The sequence below is a fragment of the Catenuloplanes nepalensis genome, from assembly GCF_030811575.1.
GTDB classification, from domain to species: Bacteria; Actinomycetota; Actinomycetes; order Mycobacteriales; family Micromonosporaceae; genus Catenuloplanes; species Catenuloplanes nepalensis.
On sequence record NZ_JAUSRA010000001.1, the window covers coordinates 9580323 to 9598911 of the forward strand.

The following is an 18589-nucleotide window of genomic DNA, read 5'->3' on the forward strand; positions in this document are numbered from 1 at the left end:
GGTGGCCAGCCACGGCGTGACCGGCGCGCAGGACGCGGGCGCGTTCCTGGTCCGGCTGACCCGCCTCGATCCCGGCGCGGTGGTGCGCCTCCGCTCGCATCGGGGCCGGACCGAGCTGTGGGCCCGCCTACCGTGGAACGTGCTGGTCTCCCGTTCGGTGGACGGCGACGGACCGGGCGACGCCACTGTCGTGGCCGCGGACCTGCTCACCCAGCTGGCCCGCGGCGGCCGGTCGCTGCCGGTCCGCCGCGACTCGGACTGGCGCTGGGGCCTGCCGCCGGAGGGCGCGCGCTCGGTGGAGCGGCTGCCCGCGGCGGAGCTGCACCGGGTCGCCGAGGCCGCGGCCGGGACGCTGCGGGACGCGACCACGCACGGCGTGGGCGGCCAGCCGGTGGGCGAGCGGGCGCTGCGCGACGCATTACTCGATCATGTGGCAATCGTGGTCACAACGGACAGCACGGAGCGTATCGAAATATCTCAACGTCTTGTCCAGGGTGTTACGCGCATGGGCTTCCTGGGTGGACGGCCGTCATCCGAAGTGTCCGATCCGTCCGATGTGCACGTCCGGGTCGCCGGTCGCTGGGTCGGATTGGCGGCCCCGTACGGCGCGGCCTGGCTGCCGGCTGCGAACCAGCTCGGCCTCCGACCGGCCACTCCTCGTACGTTCGGCTGATGCGTGATGGTCCGTTTGGTTTTGTGCGGGCGTTGGGGGGATGACCTCAGGCGACGATCCGGGTAGCGTCGGGCCTCGGGTCCAACGCAACGTAGGCGGCCGGATCCGCTGGGGAGTGAGGTGCGCAAGCGATGCCGTGGTGGTCATGGCGCCCCGGTCACGCCGGTGGCGGCGAGCCGGAGTCCCGAGGTGGAACGTCGACGGACAGCAAGGTCCGCATGGGGGTGACCCCACCGGCCCAGCGAGAGCCCGAGAGATTATCGGTCCCCACCGTCGAGCTGGCGCCCGCGGTCGCGCCCGTGACGCTGCGCCGGGTCGGCGAGGCGCTCGACATGCTGGACGTGCGCTACCTCGCCGACGGCGACGGCAGCCTGCTGGCCATGTGGGAGCGGCACGCGGTGCTGTTCACGCTCGAGGGCCCCGAGGACGAGATCCTCGTGATGCGCGCCCGGCCACACTCCACCGTCCCGCCGGACTGGGCCGACCGGGCATACCGCGTGGTCAACGAGTGGAACCACACCCGCCGCTTCTGCAAGGCCTATGTCGGCGATCCCACCGAGCGCGGCCAGCTCCCGATCTACGCCGAGCTCCAGGTCCCGCTCGGCTCCGGCGCCCACGACGCCCTCCTCGTGGAGATGCTCGACTGCGGCGCGGCCGTCGCCACCTCCTTCGTCGACTGGCTCCACGACGAGGGCGCGCTGCTCTAGCCGCTGGTTTCCGGCCCGGTCATTCCACAGCCGCGAGCTGTGGGCCAGGCCGGGGCTGGGGAGATCAAAATCCTGATCTACCCGCTTCCGGCGTGGGCGCTCTGGGCGTGCTCCCGCGGGCAAATCCCGCGGCGGCCTCCGCCGCCGCTCCGGTCGCCGCGTCGGAGCCTGTTCCGGCGTGGCCGAGGCGAGCCGCGATTCAGCGCGGTGCCCCAGCCACGTGCGGCGGGCTCCGTCAGGGCCGGGGGAACAATCCGATGCGGCCGTGGTATTCGCCGGCGAGGCGGGTGGTGTCGGAGCCGACCAGGAGGCCGGCGCCGGTGGAGACGAACGAGCGGACGCCGACGCCGCGGTCGCGGCCGGGATTCCAGGGCAGCGTGCGGCCGGTGCGCGGGTCGAGCGCGGCGATGCCCTCGCGCTTGATCGCACCGGGCCCGGCGAACTCGTGCCCGCCCGGGTTGCTCATCCAGCGCTGGTGGCCGCCGACGTAGACCGCGCTGCCGGTCACCGCGACCGCGTAGAGCGAGTCGCCGCCGGTGTGGTTCCGCCAGGTCGGCGCGCGGCGGCCGGTGCCGGCGGTCTCCCAGCGGCTCGCGGTGTCGCAGAGCTTCTGGCGGTGGTTCTCCCGGCCGGTGGTGACCACCACGAAGTAACTGCCCTCCGGCGAGAACTTGATCTGCCGCATGTAGGTCTGGAAGCCGTCCCGGCAGTTCGGCTTGAACGCGTCCGTGTACCAGTCGCTGACGACCGCGCCCGGACCGGCCACGTCCAGCATCACCAGCTGGGTGCGATCCTTGACGCCGGCCCGGCCGATCACGCCGACCGCGACCAGCTTGCGGCCGTCCGGCGAGATGTCGAAGGACTCGACCCGGGGCCGGTCCTTGCCGGGCGCGGTGAGCTTCGCGTCGAAGCCCTTGTCCACGGCGCCGGTCGACGGGCTCATCCGGGCCAGCGCGGTCCGTGCCACGCCGTTGACCGCCGAGAACGTGCCGCCCGCGTAGAGACGGCCGCCGGCCAGCCCGAGCGACCGCACGTCACCCCAGTTGATCGCGGCCTTGAAACCGGCCACGGCACGGCCGGTGGCCAGCGAGACCTTGCCGAGGCCGCGCTGTGGCACGCCGTTGACGCTCTTGAACGCGCCGCCCAGGTAGATGCTGCCGTCCGCGCCGGCCGTGACCGCGTACACCGGGCCGTCGACCTGTGGTGCGAAGTCGCGGACCACGCCGTCGCGCAGGCCGAACGCGAAGAGGTGCCGCCGCGGGTAGGTTCGCTTGCCGGTGCGGTCGGTGACCGAGGTGAAGTTGCCGCCCACCACCACGGTGTCGCCGACGACCACGGCCGACCAGACCGTGCCGTCCTTGATGTGCGGGGTGTAGTCGACCGGGTTGGCCGAGACCACGGACGGCTGGGCCATGTCGGCGCTGGCCGGCATCATTCCGGCGGCGGTGGTGAACGCGGCCAGCGCGAGCGCGGCGAGCAGACGGCGTCGCATGGAGGGAAACCTCTCGAAGGGGTGGCGTGGACTCACCCGATCAACGAGGCAGTATGAGGCCGGAAGTGCGTTTTGCCGTCAAACCAGCCGATCGGCCGATCTGCCCTAATCCATCTTGTTGACCATGAAGTAGGCGGCCCGCTCCAGGTACTGCCAGAGCTGGTCGTGCTGCTCCTTCGGCAGAGCCAGCGAGTCGACGGCCACGCGCATGTTGCGCAGCCAGGCGTCCCGCGCGGCCGCGTCCACCACGAACGGCGCGTGCCGCATGCGGAGCCGGGGATGGCCGCGCTCGTCCGAGTAGGTCGTGGGACCGCCCCAGTACTGCATCAGGAACAGCCGCATGCGGTCGGAGGCCGGGCCGAGGTCGCCCTCCGGGTACATCGGCCGGAGCAGCGGGTCGGTCGCGATGCCCTCGTAGAACCTGTCGACCAGCTTCCGGAACGTCGGCTCGCCGCCGACCGCCTCGTAGAAACTCGTCTCTTCACCGGTAGCCACACCCCAAGAATGCCACTGTCTCAGACGCGGCCGGGTTGCGGCTCCCGCTCGGCCGCGGCCGCGATCGCCGCGTCGAAGCGCTGCTCGCTCGGCCAGCGCAGGCTCACCCCGACCATCACCAGCACGCCCGCCAGGCTCCACGAGCTGACCACTCCGGGCAGCGGGAACCGCTCGGCCAGCAGGCCGGTCAGCGCCACGCCCGCGCCCTGCATGAGCGTCACGCCGGTCTGCATCACGCCGTACGCCCGGGCGCGGAAGCCGTCCGGCACGACCATGGCGAACAGGCCCTGGGCCGGCGGCAGCACGCCGCCGACCGCGAAGCCGCAGGCCGCCACCATCAGCACCACCACGATCACGGACGGCTCGAAGAAGGCCGGGACCAGCGTCAGCGGCGCCACGATCGCGGCCGGGCGGATCAGCGCGCGCCGCCGCGACGGCCGGACCAGCCGGCCCACGATCAGGCTGCCGGCCACGAACCCGAGCGGCGTGGCCGCCATGATCAGGCCCTGGGTGATGCCGCGCTCATCGTCCGCCACCAGCTCGCTGGCCCAGGCCGCGGCGAGCCCTTCCGGCACGGCCACGAAGAACATCGCACAGAACAGCAGGATCGCGATCGACCGCAGCTCAGCGCGCCCGAAGACCAGCCCGAAGCCCTGGCTCATGCCGCCGAGCAGCGTGCCGTGCTCCGCGTCGGTGCCGGTGGCGGACCAGCCGCGCAGGCCGAGCAGCACGACCGCGGCGGCGCCGGCGAAGAGCGTGGCCGTGAGGAACAGCACCAGCTGGGTGCTGATCCCGGCGAGGGCGGCTCCCACCACGTAACCCGCGATCTGGGTGATCTGGTTGAGGCCGCCGATCAGTGACAGGCCGACCACGAGCCGGTCCTTCGGCAGCGCGCGGGGCAACAGCGCGGACCGGGCGGCCTGCTCCGGCGCGGCCGAGAGCGTGCTCAGGAACAGCGCCGCGACCAGCACCGCGCCCGGCCAGTGGAAGATCGCGACGATCAGGAACAGCGCGGCCCGGAAGACCAGCGTGACGCCGATGACGGTGCGATAGGGGTAGCGGTCGGCCAGCGTGCTCAGCAGCGGGCCGCCGATCAGCCAGGGCAGGTAGCTGACCGCGAACGCGAGCGCGGAGAGCGCCACCGAGCCGGTCCGCTGGAAGACCAGCAGCGTGATCGCGGCCTTGGCCATCGGATCGGCGAGGTTGGAGAGCGCGACCGCGCCGTAGACGACGCGGAACTCGCGGTGCGAGAAGACCTCGCGGTAGGTCGCCGGGCGGTCATGGTCAGGCGCGCTCACCGCACGACCCCTCAGACCGGTCCCTCACGGATCGCTACTCCCCACGACGCCAGGCGCCTTCGCGTCCGCATGTGGCGCTGACGTCAACCACCATCATCAGCCATCGACCGACGCCATCCCCCGAATATTCGGCTGAATGAATTCTGCCCGATCGTCTGAGATGTGGCTAGGGTGATCGGCCGATGTATTTTCGGTATCGCTCGATGGGTGCGCCGCGTCAGGTGGCGCCGCCGCGGCCCGCGTCCGCGCCACCGGCCGGCGGGCTGGCCGGGCGCGGGAACAGCCGGGCCGCCGCGATCCGTTCCGCGATCCCCGAGGTCTCCAGCGCCTCGGTCAGCCGGCGCCGCAGCTCGCGGGAGACCGTGAGCTGCCCGTCCGCGGTGGTCTTCGCGACGGTCCGGATGACCGCCCCGTCCACCGTGACCTGCTCCACGCCGATCACGTCCGGCGGCTCCAGCAGGCCGGTGGCCAGCTCCGGGTCCGCCGCGACCGCGGCCGCCGCCTCGCGCAGCACGGCCGTGGCCTCCTCACTGTTCACGAAGCCGATCGGCATGTCGATCACGACCATCGCCCAGCCCTGCGACTTGTTGCCGACCCGGATGACCTCACCGTTGCGGATGTACCACAGGACGCCGCGGCCGTCGCGGACCGTGGTGACGCGCAGGCCGACGGACTCGACCACGCCGATCGCCTCGCCCAGGTCGACCGTGTCACCCACGCCGTACTGGTCCTCGATCAGCATGAACAGGCCGGCCAGCACGTCCTTGACCAGGCTCTGCGCGCCGAAGCCGAGCGCGACGCCGACGATGCCGGCGCTGGCCAGCAGCGGCGCCACGTTGAAGCCCAACTCGCCCAGGATCATCAGCGTGGCGACGCCGAGCACGATCGCGGTGACGAAGCTGCGCAGCACCGAGCCGATCGCCTCGGCCCGCTGCCGCCGCCGTTCCGGGAAGACCGTGCCGGTGTCCAGCAGCGCGGGCGGCACCTTCTCGTGCAGCGGCTTCAGGATCGACGGCATCGCCGTGTTGGACGTGGTGGTGACCAGCTTGCTGATGGCACGGGCGATCAGGAATCGGATCAGCATCGCGACCGCGATGATCGCCAGGATCCGCAGCGGCTTGATGATCACCCAGTAGCCGCCCTCGGCGATCCAGCCGTTGACGCCGAGGTCGAGCAGTTGCTTGCACAACCGGTCGGTCTCGCAGCTGGCGTCGATGGACGGCACGAGGTCGGAGGGGGACGGGTTGGGTGTCACTGGGGCTATCACGGTGGGACTCGGGCTCCACGGGTGCGGGTACGGGCTGTCGGGAACGTTCGTATCGCATCCGCCTGTGAGCGCCGCTCCCGGGGGTCGCAGGCAGTGGTATCGAACCGGGCATCCTCGCACGGGACACCTGAACTTCACGCGGCGGCACCGATTAGTGCGTGCAATTTGGTCACCTATCAGGGACTATTGGCGCACGGACGTTGGTGATCCGCCAGCGTGGGGCCGGACGGTGACGTGTGGTCCGAGGCGGGTGGAACACGACAGGAGTGCTGCGAAACCGACCAGAAGGGTGATTGCGATGCCTGACATACGACCCACGGTGGGCTCCGGAGCGTTGGTGCTCAACGTGACTTACGAGCCGCTGTGCGTCGTCTCAGTGCGTCGAGCCGCGATTCTCATCCTTTCGGGGAAGGCCGCCCTGGTCACGGACGGGGACGGCATCCTGCACTCCGCCCGCGACGAGATCCCGGTGCCGTCCGTGATTCGTCTCACCCGCTACGTGCGTGTGCCGTACCGCACTCATGTCGGGCTGTCCCGCCGCGCGATCTTCGCCCGCGACGGCTGGCGCTGTGCGTACTGCCGGGGCCCGGCGCAGACCATCGACCACGTGTTCCCCCGCAGCCGCGGTGGCATGCACGCCTGGGAGAACGTGGTGGCGGCCTGCGCCAAATGCAACCACACCAAGGGCGACAAGACCCCGGCCGAGCTGGGCTGGCGGCTGCACGGCGGCGCACCGGCCGCTCCCAAGGGCCAGGCCTGGCGCGTCCTCGGCCACCGCCTCCCCGACCCCCGCTGGGCCGACTGGCTCGACCTCCCGATGCCCGAGGCCGAGACCGCCGCGGCCTGACCGGCGCACACACCCTCGAGATCAGGGCGTTCCCATGTCGTTCCAACGACATCGGCGCCCTGATCGGTTTCCGGGCTTGGCGGCCGGGACCGGTGCCCAATGCCACCTAGCTTAAGTTGACCACGGATTCCTGCCTGCGCCCCGCCGACGCCCGCCGGCCGTTCTCTGTCGCCCACACCCCTCGGACTGGCTCTGCTGCCCAGCCCTTTCGGACCGGGAAGCGCGAGCTGACCCGGCCCGCTCGCGGCGATCGGGCGCTGCCCGCCCGAAATATCGCTACATCCCACCCTCCGGCGCGGACCACAGACTCCCGAGCCGACACCGCCGCAGCCTGAGTGATCAATCAGGTGAGCAAAAGGTAGATCAAAAATCGAAGTTGATCGCTTTTTCGCTCACCTGATTGATCACTCAGACGCCGGGCCCGAGGCCGTCGAGATCTCCCGGCCCTGCCAGCAGGACGCGTGCCCGCTTCATCGGGAGATTTCGGGCACGAGGCGCCGGGTCCCCGCCGGAAGCGGGCCGACCCTGCCCGTTTGCGGTGTTCCGGCGCCCGGAGACCGCGTGTGATTCGCGTACCGACAGCGAGCGGGGGCCACGGAACCCGGATCGGGCTGAGAGCATTCCCGCCGGTCGCGGGAGTGCGGCCGTACCGCGGCTCCTTCAAGATCAAAATAGGCTGAGTGGCATCGGACCGGTGCCCGCGGGAGCATGCCCAACGCGCCACGCCGGAAGCGGGAAGATCGATCTGCTGAAACGCCGCAGGCGTCGATGGTCCTTGGAACGCCGCCGGCGTCGATCCCCCTTGGAGCGCCGCCGGCGTCAATGGTCCTTCGTGCCGGTCAGGGTGGCGAAGACGACCACGTTGTCGCGGTAGCCGGCGGTGCCGCCGGTCCATCGGCCGCCGCAGGTGATCAGGCGCAGGTGCGGGCGGGTGAAGTCGGCGTAGACCCGGTCGACCGGCAGGCGCGCCTTGTCGAACAGCTCGACGGAGAGCACCCGGAAGACCGCGGTGGTCCGGTCCTCGCGGCTGACCTCGATGGTGTCGCCGTCGCGCAGGTCGGGCAGCCGGGCGAAGACGGACGGGCCGGTGCGGCTGTCGACGTGGCCGACGATCACGGCGGAGCCGAACTCGCCGGGCGTCGGGCCGTCCTCGTACCACCCGGTCACGTCGTGCTCGCCCGGTGGCGGCACGTCTATCGAGCCGTCCGCGGCCAGCCCGACCTGGCGGACCGGCGCCTCCACCCGGATCGCGGGGATGGTCACCCGGGTCGGCCTGCTCGCGTCCAGCACCGGGAACTCGCGCGGCGGCGGCGCACCGGGCCGGTCGAACCACGACGGCATCCGCACGCCGGTCAGCTGCCCGAGCCCGGCACCGGCCGCGAACACGCCCACCACCAGCAACGCGACGGCCAGAAACCCCAGGTCAAGACCCCTTCGCGGGTACGCCGGAGGCGCGACGGGCCGCGCGGCGGCCGGCACGGGCGGCTCCGGGGTGCGATGCCGGCCCGGCAGCCCGGCGGCCGGTGGGAATCTCACGCCCGCGTGCCGGGCCAGCGGCGAATAGCGGCGCGCGCCCACGACGCTCAGCCCGAGCGACGACGGCGTAGCCGGAGCACGATCAGCGCGGCACCCGCGACCATCGCGGCCAGCCCGCCGCCGAGCAGCGCCAGCCCGCCCGCGTCCGGCCCGGCGCCGGCCATGCCACCGAACCCGGTCGCCGGCCCCTGCGACGGCCGGGTGTCGGCCACCACCCGCAGCGTGCCGATCGCGCGGCCACCGCCGGTGCAGACCAGCTCCACCTGGTAGTCGTCCGGGTTCGTGCCCGCCGGGATCTCCGCCTCGCCGGTCAGGAACCCGTACTCCGGGGAGACCCGGACCTCGCCGAACGCGTCCGACCGGACGAGCGCGTCGACGACGTTCTCCTCGCAGCTGGCGCGGATGGCCACCTCGCGGCCGGCGGCGATCGTGCTCGGGTTGACCTCGACGAAGACGTCCGCCCGCGCCTGGGCCGCGCTCGGCGTGCTCAGCACCGCGGCCGCCAGCGCGGGCAGCACGGCGAGTCGGAGAAGGCTGCGCATGGTCCTCCCATCGGACGTGGGGGAGTGCTGAAGTCGATTTTCGCACGCCACGGCGGAAATTTCGCGAGACGGACTCATCCCGCCGGAGTACGCCCCGATGATCTGCGGGGACCTCGGTTCCGCTACCGTGAGAGACGCATCAGTACCTATCAGACCGCCCAGACACCGAGTGTCTTGCCACGTTGGGGGCGTTCACCGTGGATCCGTTAGAAGTCGCGCTCATCTTCGTTGTCGCGCCGCTCGCCGTCGTCGGCGTCCTGGCAGCACTGACGCTGCCCGGCAACCGCCGCAAGGAGAAGCGTTACCGGCCCGGCCGGCCGTTCGAGTTCACCCCGGTCTGGTTCCTCTCCTCGCCCGGTCAGCTGGCCGGGCGGCTCGCGATCACCTCCTCCACCCCCGCGGGCGACGACGCCGCAGCGAACCCGCACGGCCCGACGGGAGGCGCAAGTGACCGCTGGTGAGCAGGCTCTGACCCACCTCGACCACCCGGGCGGGGAGACGCTGGCCGCCGACGAGCAGCCGGACGTGCTCGACGGCCCCTTCTCCACCCGCCAGCTGCTGCACATCGACGAGGCGCTGCGCATCGCGGACCGCGAGACCGGCCTGACGTTCAGCGTCTACGTCGGCGACCTCGCCGACCCGCAGCGCGCCGCGGCCGAGAAGCTGCACGGCCAGCTCGCGGACCCGGACCGGTCCGTGCTGATCGCGTTCTCGCCGAACCAGCGCATCCTCGAGGTCGTCACCGGCGCCGAGGCCCGCCGCCGGATCCCGGACCGGGACGCGAAGCTGGCCTGCCTCTCCATGGCCGCGGCCTTCGCGGGCGGCGACCTGGCCGGCGGCGTGATCCACGGCCTCGACCAGCTCGCGACGCACGCCGGTCGCGCCTAGGCTTCTCCGCTCGCCGAAAGGCCGGTCCCTCGGGGCCGGCCTTTTGATGTGCGCGTGACGCGTGAACGGGCAGGCGCCGCAGTTCATTGAAAAGCTGGATATTCCCGCTTCCGGCGGGGCGAGTTCCGCATGCTCCCGCGCACCGATCCAATGCCACTCAGCTTAAGTTGATCATGAAATCCGACCTACGCTTCTCGCAAAGCACCCCGCCGAAGTTCGCGTGATCGCCGCCGGACCACCTCTGTCGCTCAGCCCTTCGGGCCACCTCTGTTCCGCAGCCCTTCGGGGCCGCCTCTGTCGCTCAGCCCTCGGACCACCTCTGTTCCGCAGCCCTTCGGGGCCGCCTCTGTCGCTCAGCCTTTTCGGACCGTGAGCGCGGGCAACCGGCCCGCCCGCGGCAATCGGGCGCTCCCCACCCGAAATATCGCGACATTCCACCCACCAGCGTGGACTGCCGGCCCGCGGGACGCCACCGCCGCGGCCTGAGTGATCAATCAGTGGAGCAAAAGAGCGATCAACTTCGGTTTTTGATCTACCTTTTGCTCCACTGATTGATCACTCAGGCGCCGCGCCCAAGATCGTCAGAACCCCAGCGCCGCCAGGCAGGCGCCGGGAGGCTTCATCGGGAGGTTTCGGGCACGAGATGCCGGGCCCACGCCGGAGGGGATACGACTCGGCCCCCGCCACCGGCGCGTTCCGACGCGTGCGCGATCGCGCACCGACAACAAAGGGGCCACGGGACCCGGAACGGCCTGACAGCATTCCTGCTGGCCAGAGACGTGCGGCCGCGCAGAACCTACTTCAGATTCGAAATAAGTTACGTGGCATTGAGCACCCGTCGTCGCTGGCGCTCCTTCCTGCACGATCCGTGGCCGCAAGACCAACGCCCCGGCCCACCGCCGCTGGCGGCTCGCGGCGAGGTGTGGAGCGCGGGTGTGAGCGCGACGCGGGCCGGGCGGCTCGCGGCGAGGTGCGGTCGTCACGGGTGTGTCCGGCTCGCGTAAGTCGATTACCGGCCGCGATGTTCGGCTGGCGGGCCGGACATCGCGGCCGTCGCGCCCGTAGGCGTGTTCCCCGGGTCCCGGCCCCTCGGCTCTCTTCCGCAGGTCGGTCGCGGGGGCATCCTCGCGGGCCGCAGGCGGCACTCTCCATCGTCTCCGGGCGGCGCGCGCGGCCGATTCGACTGACTGGCACAACGCTTCCTTCGTACTAGCCCGACAGCTTCGATCTAGAACGATGTGGTGTCTGAAGCAGCACTGTAAGCAGAGCAAACGTCGTACAAACGCGGTGTTGTGGGGTCTTTGTGTTTTCTGTGCTGGTACAGGGCCTCGGTTATGAAAAAGCGCCCCATCGGCCTCGGGAGCCGGTGGGGCGCTGAGAGAAGGTCAGCCGCGATCCTTGGCGCGGGCGGCCAGCGCGCGGACCACGCCGTCGCGGCCCTCCGCGACCAGCCGGCGCAGGCCGGCCGGCTGCCCCGTCCCGGCCAGCCAGGACTCGGTGGCCGCGACCGTGGCCTCGGTGATCTGGTAGGACGGGTACGCGAAGAGCGCGAAGTCCTGCGCCGACTCGCTGTCCCGGCTCGCCCACACGGTGGCCGCCTCGGCGAAGAAGCGGTCCGCGTAGGGCGCGGTCAACTCGGCCTGTGCCGGGTGCTGGAAGCCCTGCAGCAGCGCGCGGTTGCGCCAGTTCGGCAACGGCTGCGGCGAGGTCAGCTCGGCCCAGACGCGCGCCTTGTTCTCCGCGGTCGGCAGCAGCGCGCGGGCCAGCGCGGCCTCGCGCTCGCCGCCGGCGGTGCGGTCGTTCGCGAGCTCGGCGTCGATCTCCTCCGCCTCGGCCGCGCCCTTGGCGATCAGCGTCTGCAGCAGCGACCAGCGGAACTCGGTGTCGATGGTCAGGCCGGCCGGCACGTTCTGCCCGGTCAGCCAGCCGCGCAGCACGGCCAGGTCCTCGGCGGAGCGGGACGCGGACGCGTACGCCCGGGCCCAGGCGAGCTGGAAGCCGCTGCCCGGCTCGGCGACGGCCAGCGCCTCGCGCGCGGTGCCGGCGAGCTGCGCCCAGCCGGTCGGCGCCCACCCCGGGTCCGCGTAGCTGGCGATGGCCGTGGCGGCCTGCCGCAGCGTCGCGGTGATCAGGTTGATGTCCTGCTCGTTCGGCAGGCCGGAGGTGGCCAGCGCGATGTAGTCGCGGGTGGACAGCTCGGCGTCGCGGACCATGTCCCACGCGGCGGCCCAGACCAGCGCGCGGGCCAGCGACGAGTCGAGCCCGCCGATGTGGTGCACGACCGTGTCCATCGAGCGCTCGTCGAGCCGCAGCTTGGCGTAGCTGTGGTCGTCGTCGTTGAGCAGCAGCACGTCGGCGGCGGGCAGGCCGGTCAGCTCGGTCAGCTCGGTGCGCTCGCCGGCGATGTCGACCTCGACGATCTGCCGGCGGATCAGCTTGCCGTCGCGGACGTCGTAGAGGCCGACGCCGATGTGGTGGGTGCGCAGCGTCGGGTAGTCGGCCGGCGCCTCCTGCAGCACCGCGACCGAGGTGTAGGTGCCGTCGGCGGCGATCCCGACCTCCGGGCGCAGCGTGTTGACCTGCGCGGTCTCCAGCCACTGCGCGGCGAACTTGCGCAGCTCGCGGCCGGACGAGGACTCCAGCTCGGAGAGCAGGTCGTCGAAGGTCGCGTTGCCCCAGGCATGCGCCGCGAAGTAGGAGCGCAGGCCGGCCAGGAACGGATCCAGACCGACGTACGCCACCAGCTGCTTGATGACGCTGGCGCCCTTGGCGTACGTGATGCCGTCGAAGTTGACCTCGACCGCCTCCAGGTCCGGCATCTCGCAGTAGACCGGGTGGGTGGAGGAGAGCTGGTCCTGGCGGTAGCCCCAGTTCTTCCGCACGGACAGGAACGTGGTCCACGCGTCGCTGAACCGGGTGGCCTCCGCGTTGCACCAGTGGCTGGCCCACTCGGCGAACGACTCGTTCAGCCACAGGTCGTTCCACCAGCGCATGGTGACCAGGTCGCCGAACCACATGTGGGCCAACTCGTGCAGGATCGTGTTGGCGCGCTGCTCGTACTCGAAGTCGGTGACCTGCGAGCGGAAGATGTAGTGGTCCTCGGCGTGCACGACGCAGCCGAAGTTCTCCATCGCGCCCGCGTTGAACTCCGGCACCCACACCTGGTCGTACTTCGGGAGCGGGTAGCGGATGCCGAACTTCTCGTGGAAGAAGTCGAAGCCCTGCACCGTGACCCTGTGCAGGTCGTCGACGTCGAAGTACCGCGCCATGCTGGCCCGGCAGAAGTAACCCATGCCGATGCCGTCGTGCTCGAACTGGACCTCGTGGAACGGGCCGGCGGTGAGCGCGGTGATGTACGTACTCATTCGTGCGGACCGCTGGAAGTGCACCGTCTTCGTGCCCTCGCCGGCCGGCTCCTCGCGGTCGATCGGCATGTTCGACACCACGCGCCAGTGCGCCGGGACCGTGGCGTGCCAGGTGTAGACGCTCTTCAGGTCGGGCTGGTCGAACGCGGCGTAGACCCGCTGCGCGTCCGCGGTCTCGAACTGGCTGTAGAGGTACGCCTCGCCGTCCACCGGGTCGACGCTGCGGTGCAGGCCCTGGCCACTGTGCGAGAACGGGAACTCGGCCTCGACCACCAGCGTGTTCTCCGCCGCGAGGCCGGACAGCGTGAGCCCGCGCTCGGCGGACCAGCCGGACGTGTCCACCGGCTCGCCGTTGAGCGTGGCCGTGTGCAGGCGCTCCGCGGCGACCTCGATGAACGTGGTGGCGCCGGGCTCGCGGGCGGTGAACTCGACGGTGGTCACCGACCGGAACGAGACGTCGCCCGTCAGGTCGAGACCGATGTCGTACGAGGTCACGTCCAGCACGCGGGCACGCTCGGCCGCCTCGACCTGGGTGAGATTGCGCACTCCGGCCACGATCACTCTCCATCCGGTGCCCAGCCCGCACGGCCGGGCGCCGGTGGGGCGGAAAAGTCCGCAGTAAGTGTTTCACGTCGACGTCGATCACGCGTGTGCCGGTCCGCCCGTGGCGGGGATTAAGTCCGGGTTGCGGCTCGGGTCCGAATTTCGGCTCTGGATCCGTACCCCCGAACGGGTCATCCAGGGGTTCGAGGCGCGGCCTCGGTTCAGCTTCGTGTCAGCAACTCGTTAACTCTTCTTTTCGCAACCGTTCAGCGACCGGAGATACCCGAAGATGGGGACATCGGCGTGACCGGTCACCGACAGTGTCGTTGCGACAGAGGCGACACATGCGTTATGGCTGGTTGAAGCGCGGGAAACCGAACTGAGGAGTAACGATGGAGCAGCAGATCGTCACCGCTAGTGACGAGTCCCTGGAGCGGGCCTACTGGGCGGTGCGCGCGGACGACTGGGCGGACGTGTGCCCGGGGCTCTCCGAGGAGGACGCCGCCATGCTGGCACCGGTCGTGGTCGTCGGCGCGGCTCCGGTCGGCGCGAGCTGATCTTCGGAGGTTACCCGTACCACCGCCTGGAACCGTTCTGGGGTGCGCAAACGGGGCGTGACGAGTGTCGGTACCGTGATTGCACATGACGATCGTGCACCCGATCGACCGGGCCTGGATCACGACCGGTGGCACCGGCGCGCAGAACTATGACGAGTTCGCGGACGACGCCGAGATCACCGCAATCATCGCCGACAACCCGCGAAGCGCTCTCGCCGTCGAGATGCCGCACCTCGCGCCAGAGACGCTGGGCCGTTCCTTCGCCGAGTCACTGCCGGCCGCCGCCGAGCGGCTGGCCCAGGCGAAGGCGTCCGGCGGTTACGCCCCCGCCGACCAGGTGATCGTCCTCTACCGGATCGCGGATCCGGACGGCGGCAACGCCGCCTACGGCATGTACTGCATGGTCGACACCGACCAGATCTCCACCAGTCCGGACGAGCCGGGCCTGGTCATCCGCAACGAAGACGTGTTCATCGAGAAGGTCCGCGAACGGGTCGAGCTGGCCACCACGCTGCGGAACCTGCTCTCCCCGGTCCTGCTGCTGCAGACCGGCACCGGCGACCGGCTGCACGAGCAGCTGGAGTACGCGGTGGCGCACGCGGGCGAGCCCGCCGCGACCGACGTCGACCCGGCCGGCCGCGTGCACGCGATCTGGACCGTGCCGGCCGGCCCCGTGCGCGACGAGCTGTGCGCGCTGGCCGGCGGCGGCGAGCTGGTCGTCGCGGACGGCAACCACCGCAGCCTGGCCGCGCAGACCGGCGGCTACCCGCGCTTCCTCGCCGTGATCACCACGCCTGAGTCGCTGGTGATCGCGCCGTACAACCGGCTGATCAAGCTGTCGATCGGCGTCACCGAGTTGGGCGACCGGCTGCGCGCGGCCGGCCTGCAGCCCGAGCCGGTGGCCGGCGGCCCGTCCGTCCCGCCGGCCGGTGGGACCATCCAGCTGTACGTGGGCGGCGAGACCTACTCCGTGAAGCTGCCCTCGAACGGCCGCGCCGACCTGGTCGACGCCATGGACCACGCGCTCGTCGAGCGGATGTTGGTCAACGAGGTGCTCGGGCTGGACGCCGGCGACAAGCGCATCGTCTACGTCGGCGGCGACTACCCGGCCGAGTGGCTGCGCGCCGAGGTCGACGCGGGCCGCGCCGACCTGGCCGTGCTGATCGCGCCGGTGACCGTGAACGAGTTCGTCGCGGTCAACCTGGCCCGCCAGAAGATGCCCCGGAAGAGCACCTGGTTCACCCCGAAGGCGCGCGGCGGCCTGGTCGTCGCGGAGATCTGACGTCTCCGTCCGGGATCCGGGCGTCCCCCAGGTCGCTGGAACGACATGGGGGATGCCCGGATCACGGTGAGGGTGGGCTCAAACTTGGCAGCCGCCGCCACGGCCGCACCGGCGGGCTGACAGACTGCGCGTTATGCGCGTTTACCTGGGAGCCGACCACGCCGGCTACGAGCTGAAGGTGCACCTCGTCAACTACCTGTCCAAGCAGGGGTACGAGGTGGTCGACGTCGGCCCGCACGTCTTCGATCCGGAGGACGACTACCCGGCCTACTGCCTGCACACGGCCGCCCGCGTGGTGGCCGACCCGGGCAGCCTCGGGATCGTCATCGGCGGGTCCGGCAACGGCGAGCAGATCGCCGCGAACAAGGTCAAGGGCACCCGGGTCGGCCTGGCCTGGAACCTCGAGACCGCCCGCCTGACCCGCGAGCACAACGACGCGAACCTGGTCGGCATCGGCGCCCGGCAGCACACCCTCGACGAGGCGAGCGCGATCGTCGAGGCGTTCCTGACCACGCCGTTCTCCAACAGCGAGCGGCACTCCCGGCGGATCGCACAGGTCGCGGCCTACGAGACGTCCGGCCACCTGCCCGAGCTTCCCCGCTAGCGGCGGGCCGGCAACTCCTCGCGGGGGACCCAGTTGCGGCGCACGATCACCAGCCGCTCCTGGGCCTCCGCCAGATCCTCGTCCGTCGGCCGGGACGCGTCCCGGGCCCGCATCGCGGCCCGCACGCTCACCTGCGACGAACCGGAGCCGACCAGGCCACGCAGGCCGCGCTCGGCCTCGCGCTCCTCGGCGCTGGCCTTCTCCCGGACCCGCGGCGCCCCGTCGCCCGATCCGGTGACGCGCGGCGCCTCCGGCTTCCGCGCTGATAGTGCCTCCGGGTCGTGCACCGGCGACGTCTCCGCGACCGGCGGCTGGGGCTTGGGCACCGGCTTCGGCGTCGGGCCGGGTGTCGGGACCAGCGACGGGCCCGGCGTCGGCACCGGCGTGCTTCGCGGCAGATCCGCCGGCGTCGCCGGTTTCGCGAGCGTGGCCGGAGAGAGCTTGGCGGGATCGCCGTTTCCCGGCTTGGCGGCGTGGCCGTTCCCCGCCCTGGCGAAATCTGCGGGCGTCGGCTTCGCGGACTCGCTGCTCTCCGGCAGGGGAACATCCGGCGATGCCGGACGAACCAGATCCGACGGCGTGGGTACGGCGGCCGGACGCGGCCCCGCGACCGGCGGACCCGGCCGGGGCGTGGGTGTGCGACGTGCCGAGGGCGGCGGGCCCGGCACCGGCTTCGCCGCGGGGCTCTCTGCCCCCGAGATTTCCACCGCCGGGCTCTCTGCCGCAAGGGCCTGCGCCGCCGGGGCCTGCGCCGCCGGGGCCTGCGCCGCCGGGGCCTGCGCCGCCGGGGCCTGTGCCGGCAGGGCCGGCGCTTGCGGGGCCGGCGCGGGAGCCTCTTCGGCGGTCGTCGTCCCGTCGCCCGTCTCCGGCGCCAGGGGATCCTCGGCGCGGTGACGGCGGAGTCGGCGGCGGCGACGCTCGGGCTGTCCCATTCGCCGACGGTATCGCGCTGGACCGCCGGACGGCTTCCTCTCGGCGCCGCTCTGCTTACCCGCGCCGCTTTGCTCTGCTTACCCGCGCCGCTTTGCTCTGCTTACCCGCGCCGCTTTGCTCTGCTTACCCGCGCCGCTTTGCTCTGCTTACCCGCGCCGCTTTGCTCTGCTTACCCGCGCCGCTTTGCTCTGCTTACCCGCGCCGCTTTGCTCTGCTTACCCGCGCCGCTTTGCTCTGCTTACCCGGCCGTGACCGGCGGTTGGGTGGCGTGCTCACCGGTTCGGGACGTGTCGAGTGCCTTCTGGTAAGCAGAGCAAAAGGGCGGTCAGAACGTCTCGACCGCGCTCGGGGCGCGGTGCCAGCCGAACGCGGCGTTCGTCGGTGCCAGCGCGCCCGGGACGCGCTCCTCGACCAGGCCGGCTCCGGCGAGCGCGGCCAGTGGCGTACCGCCGAGGTAGGCCGCGCCGAGGTCCCGCACGTCCAGCGCGAGCGCGGCCGGTGCCGTGGTGCGCTCGCAACTCGCGCCGTCGATGTCGCCGCGCAGGTGCCAGCGGCCCGCGTTCGCCGGCAACAGCGCGTCCGTCAGCTCCAGCACCACGTCGACCGGCGTGGCGTAGCGGCGGGCGGTCAGCGCGGCCGGTACGTCCCGGACGCGCAGCCAGAGCCCGTGCTCCCACCGGGTGCCCAGCCACCCCGGGTCGTCGGCCAGTAGGAGCAGCGGCTCGTCGATCGCCGCGTGGTCGAAGGTGACCTTGGAGATCAGGTCGATCCCGAAGAGGAAGCGCCACAGGTCCAGCCGGGCGGCCGGGGTCTCGGCGACCAGTTCCTTCACCCGTACCGTCGCTGAGATGCGTGGATTGTCGGGGTTGTGCTCGTCCCGGATCCGCCAGACCGCGTACCCATCCGGGCCGTGCTCGCCCTCGTGCACGACCGTCCGCAGCGCGGTGCCGTCGCCGCGGGACCATGCCGCGTCGGTCATCCGGTGCTCCCACCACGGGCTCGTGCGGCTCGACCAGCCCGGCCGGCGCGGGCGCGCGGCCTCGTAGATCGCGGTCGTCTCCGCGCGAAGCGTCGCCGGCGCGCCGACGCGCAGCCGGCCCGCGCCGCCGAACGGCAACCGGACCTCACGCGCGGACGCGTGCAGCGTGATCCGCGGCGCGGCGTGACCGTATCCGTACCGCGGATAGATCCGCGCCTCGCTGGCCCACAGCACCGCGATCGGCTCCGTCGCCGTCGTCAGGTGCCGGCGCATCATCCCGGTCAGCCCGCCGCGCCGCCGATGGGTCGGCGCGACCGCCACCTGCGTCACGTGCGCGGCCGGCACGATGCCGCCCGGCACGGTCAGGTCCCGGCCGAACGAGCCCAGGTGCCCGACGAGCCGGTCGCCGTCCACCGCCACCACGGACCGTTCCGGTTCGCAGATCGACCGCTCGGACGCCTCCCGTACCGGATCCGGTGGGTCGTGGAACGCCGCGAAGATCAGCGGAATGATCGCGTCGAGGTCGGCCTCGGTGCCGGGGCGCACGGTGATATCGGGGAGGATGGGCGACATGTCTCGTG

The 18589-nt window shown here is 71.6% G+C and carries 17 protein-coding genes; 8 read left to right on the forward strand and 9 right to left on the reverse strand.

The window, feature by feature from the left end; genetic code table 11:
• Position 1: 1 nt before the first annotated feature.
• A complete protein-coding gene (locus J2S43_RS41745) occupies positions 2 to 673 on the forward strand; it encodes a DUF8185 domain-containing protein (protein ID WP_306839796.1) in 672 nt (223 codons plus the stop codon).
• A gap of 131 nt (positions 674 to 804) precedes the next feature.
• Positions 805 to 1380, forward strand: coding sequence for a type III secretion system chaperone family protein (locus tag J2S43_RS41750; RefSeq protein ID WP_306838986.1), 576 nt, complete (start codon positions 805 to 807; stop codon positions 1378 to 1380).
• A 235-nt stretch (positions 1381 to 1615) separates the two neighbouring features.
• On the opposite strand, the gene J2S43_RS41755 is transcribed toward J2S43_RS41750, so the two are convergent.
• The 4 genes from J2S43_RS41755 to J2S43_RS41770 all read right to left on the reverse strand — a co-directional run bounded on the left by J2S43_RS41755 (position 1616) and on the right by J2S43_RS41770 (position 5929).
• Positions 1616 to 2872, reverse strand: coding sequence for a PKD domain containing protein (locus tag J2S43_RS41755; RefSeq protein ID WP_306838988.1), 1257 nt, complete (start codon positions 2870 to 2872; stop codon positions 1616 to 1618).
• Positions 2873 to 2977: 105 nt separating this feature from the next.
• Entirely contained in the window at positions 2978 to 3367 is a 390-nt protein-coding gene (locus J2S43_RS41760; RefSeq protein ID WP_306838990.1) for a globin, read from the reverse strand.
• Positions 3368 to 3387: 20 nt separating this feature from the next.
• Positions 3388 to 4665, reverse strand: a complete 1278-nt coding sequence (locus J2S43_RS41765; protein ID WP_306838991.1) for an MFS transporter — start codon at positions 4663 to 4665, stop codon at positions 3388 to 3390.
• Between the two features lie 217 nt (positions 4666 to 4882).
• Positions 4883 to 5929 carry a mechanosensitive ion channel family protein gene (locus tag J2S43_RS41770; protein ID WP_370881828.1) on the reverse strand — a complete coding sequence of 349 codons (1047 nt, stop codon included), beginning with the start codon at positions 5927 to 5929 and terminating at the stop codon, positions 4883 to 4885.
• A 301-nt stretch (positions 5930 to 6230) separates the two neighbouring features.
• Between J2S43_RS41770 and J2S43_RS41775 the strand changes: the two genes are divergently transcribed.
• Positions 6231 to 6779 (forward strand): HNH endonuclease, encoded by a 549-nt coding sequence (locus J2S43_RS41775; protein ID WP_306838993.1) that lies wholly within the window; start codon positions 6231 to 6233, stop codon positions 6777 to 6779.
• 819 nt (positions 6780 to 7598) lie between these two features.
• Here the strand turns inward: J2S43_RS41775 and J2S43_RS41780 are convergent.
• Positions 7599 to 8357, reverse strand: coding sequence for a class F sortase (locus tag J2S43_RS41780; RefSeq protein ID WP_306838995.1), 759 nt, complete (start codon positions 8355 to 8357; stop codon positions 7599 to 7601).
• Positions 8358 to 8362: 5 nt separating this feature from the next.
• A complete protein-coding gene (locus J2S43_RS41785) occupies positions 8363 to 8857 on the reverse strand; it encodes a hypothetical protein (RefSeq protein ID WP_306838997.1) in 495 nt (164 codons plus the stop codon).
• Positions 8858 to 9054: 197 nt separating this feature from the next.
• On the opposite strand from J2S43_RS41785, the gene ctaJ reads away from it, so the two are divergent.
• Together ctaJ and J2S43_RS41795 are read left to right on the forward strand one after the other, a co-directional pair.
• Positions 9055 to 9318, forward strand: coding sequence for an aa3-type cytochrome oxidase subunit CtaJ (gene ctaJ / locus J2S43_RS41790; RefSeq protein ID WP_370881727.1), 264 nt, complete (start codon positions 9055 to 9057; stop codon positions 9316 to 9318).
• A gap of 7 nt (positions 9319 to 9325) precedes the next feature.
• Positions 9326 to 9745, forward strand: a complete 420-nt coding sequence (locus J2S43_RS41795) for a DUF5130 family protein (RefSeq protein WP_370881829.1) — start codon at positions 9326 to 9328, stop codon at positions 9743 to 9745.
• 1385 nt (positions 9746 to 11130) lie between these two features.
• Here J2S43_RS41795 and pepN read toward each other — a convergent pair.
• Positions 11131 to 13656, reverse strand: a complete 2526-nt coding sequence (gene pepN / locus J2S43_RS41800; protein ID WP_306838999.1) for an aminopeptidase N — start codon at positions 13654 to 13656, stop codon at positions 11131 to 11133.
• A 389-nt stretch (positions 13657 to 14045) separates the two neighbouring features.
• Here pepN and J2S43_RS41805 point away from each other — a divergent pair, with 389 nt between their 5' ends.
• The 3 genes from J2S43_RS41805 (at position 14046) to J2S43_RS41815 (ending at position 16096) form a co-directional block, all read left to right on the forward strand.
• Positions 14046 to 14210: a hypothetical protein gene (locus tag J2S43_RS41805; RefSeq protein ID WP_306839001.1), complete on the forward strand. Its 165-nt coding sequence runs from the start codon at positions 14046 to 14048 to the stop codon at positions 14208 to 14210.
• A gap of 85 nt (positions 14211 to 14295) precedes the next feature.
• On the forward strand, positions 14296 to 15492 hold the full coding sequence (locus J2S43_RS41810; RefSeq protein WP_306839002.1) for a DUF1015 family protein: 1197 nt from the start codon (positions 14296 to 14298) through the stop codon (positions 15490 to 15492).
• A gap of 133 nt (positions 15493 to 15625) precedes the next feature.
• Complete coding sequence (locus J2S43_RS41815; protein ID WP_306839004.1) at positions 15626 to 16096, forward strand: ribose-5-phosphate isomerase; 471 nt, start codon at positions 15626 to 15628, stop codon at positions 16094 to 16096.
• On the opposite strand, the gene J2S43_RS41820 is transcribed toward J2S43_RS41815, so the two are convergent.
• Complete coding sequence (locus J2S43_RS41820; RefSeq protein WP_306839005.1) at positions 16093 to 16476, reverse strand: hypothetical protein; 384 nt, start codon at positions 16474 to 16476, stop codon at positions 16093 to 16095. The two genes, J2S43_RS41815 and J2S43_RS41820, sit on opposite strands and share 4 nt — an antisense overlap.
• Before the next feature lie 878 nt (positions 16477 to 17354).
• The gene (locus tag J2S43_RS41825; RefSeq protein WP_306839007.1) at positions 17355 to 18581 is read right to left on the reverse strand and encodes a GNAT family N-acetyltransferase; all 1227 of its coding nucleotides are present in this window, start codon (positions 18579 to 18581) and stop codon (positions 17355 to 17357) included.
• Positions 18582 to 18589: the final 8 nt, after the last annotated feature.

Excerpts from the sequence above, each read along its gene's own strand:
- J2S43_RS41775 (WP_306838993.1), top strand. The coding sequence starts at position 6,231 with ATGCCTGACATACGACCCACGGTGGGCTCCGGAGCGTTGGTGCTCAAC.
- J2S43_RS41805 (WP_306839001.1), top strand. The coding sequence starts at position 14,046 with ATGGAGCAGCAGATCGTCACCGCTAGTGACGAGTCCCTGGAGCGGGCC.
- J2S43_RS41825 (WP_306839007.1), bottom strand. The coding sequence starts at position 18,581 with ATGTCGCCCATCCTCCCCGATATCACCGTGCGCCCCGGCACCGAGGCC.
- J2S43_RS41785 (WP_306838997.1), bottom strand. The coding sequence starts at position 8,857 with ATGCGCAGCCTTCTCCGACTCGCCGTGCTGCCCGCGCTGGCGGCCGCG.
- J2S43_RS41755 (WP_306838988.1), bottom strand. The coding sequence starts at position 2,872 with ATGCGACGCCGTCTGCTCGCCGCGCTCGCGCTGGCCGCGTTCACCACC.
- J2S43_RS41815 (WP_306839004.1), top strand. The coding sequence starts at position 15,626 with ATGCGCGTTTACCTGGGAGCCGACCACGCCGGCTACGAGCTGAAGGTG.
- J2S43_RS41810 (WP_306839002.1), top strand. The coding sequence starts at position 14,296 with ATGACGATCGTGCACCCGATCGACCGGGCCTGGATCACGACCGGTGGC.
- J2S43_RS41750 (WP_306838986.1), top strand. The coding sequence starts at position 805 with ATGCCGTGGTGGTCATGGCGCCCCGGTCACGCCGGTGGCGGCGAGCCG.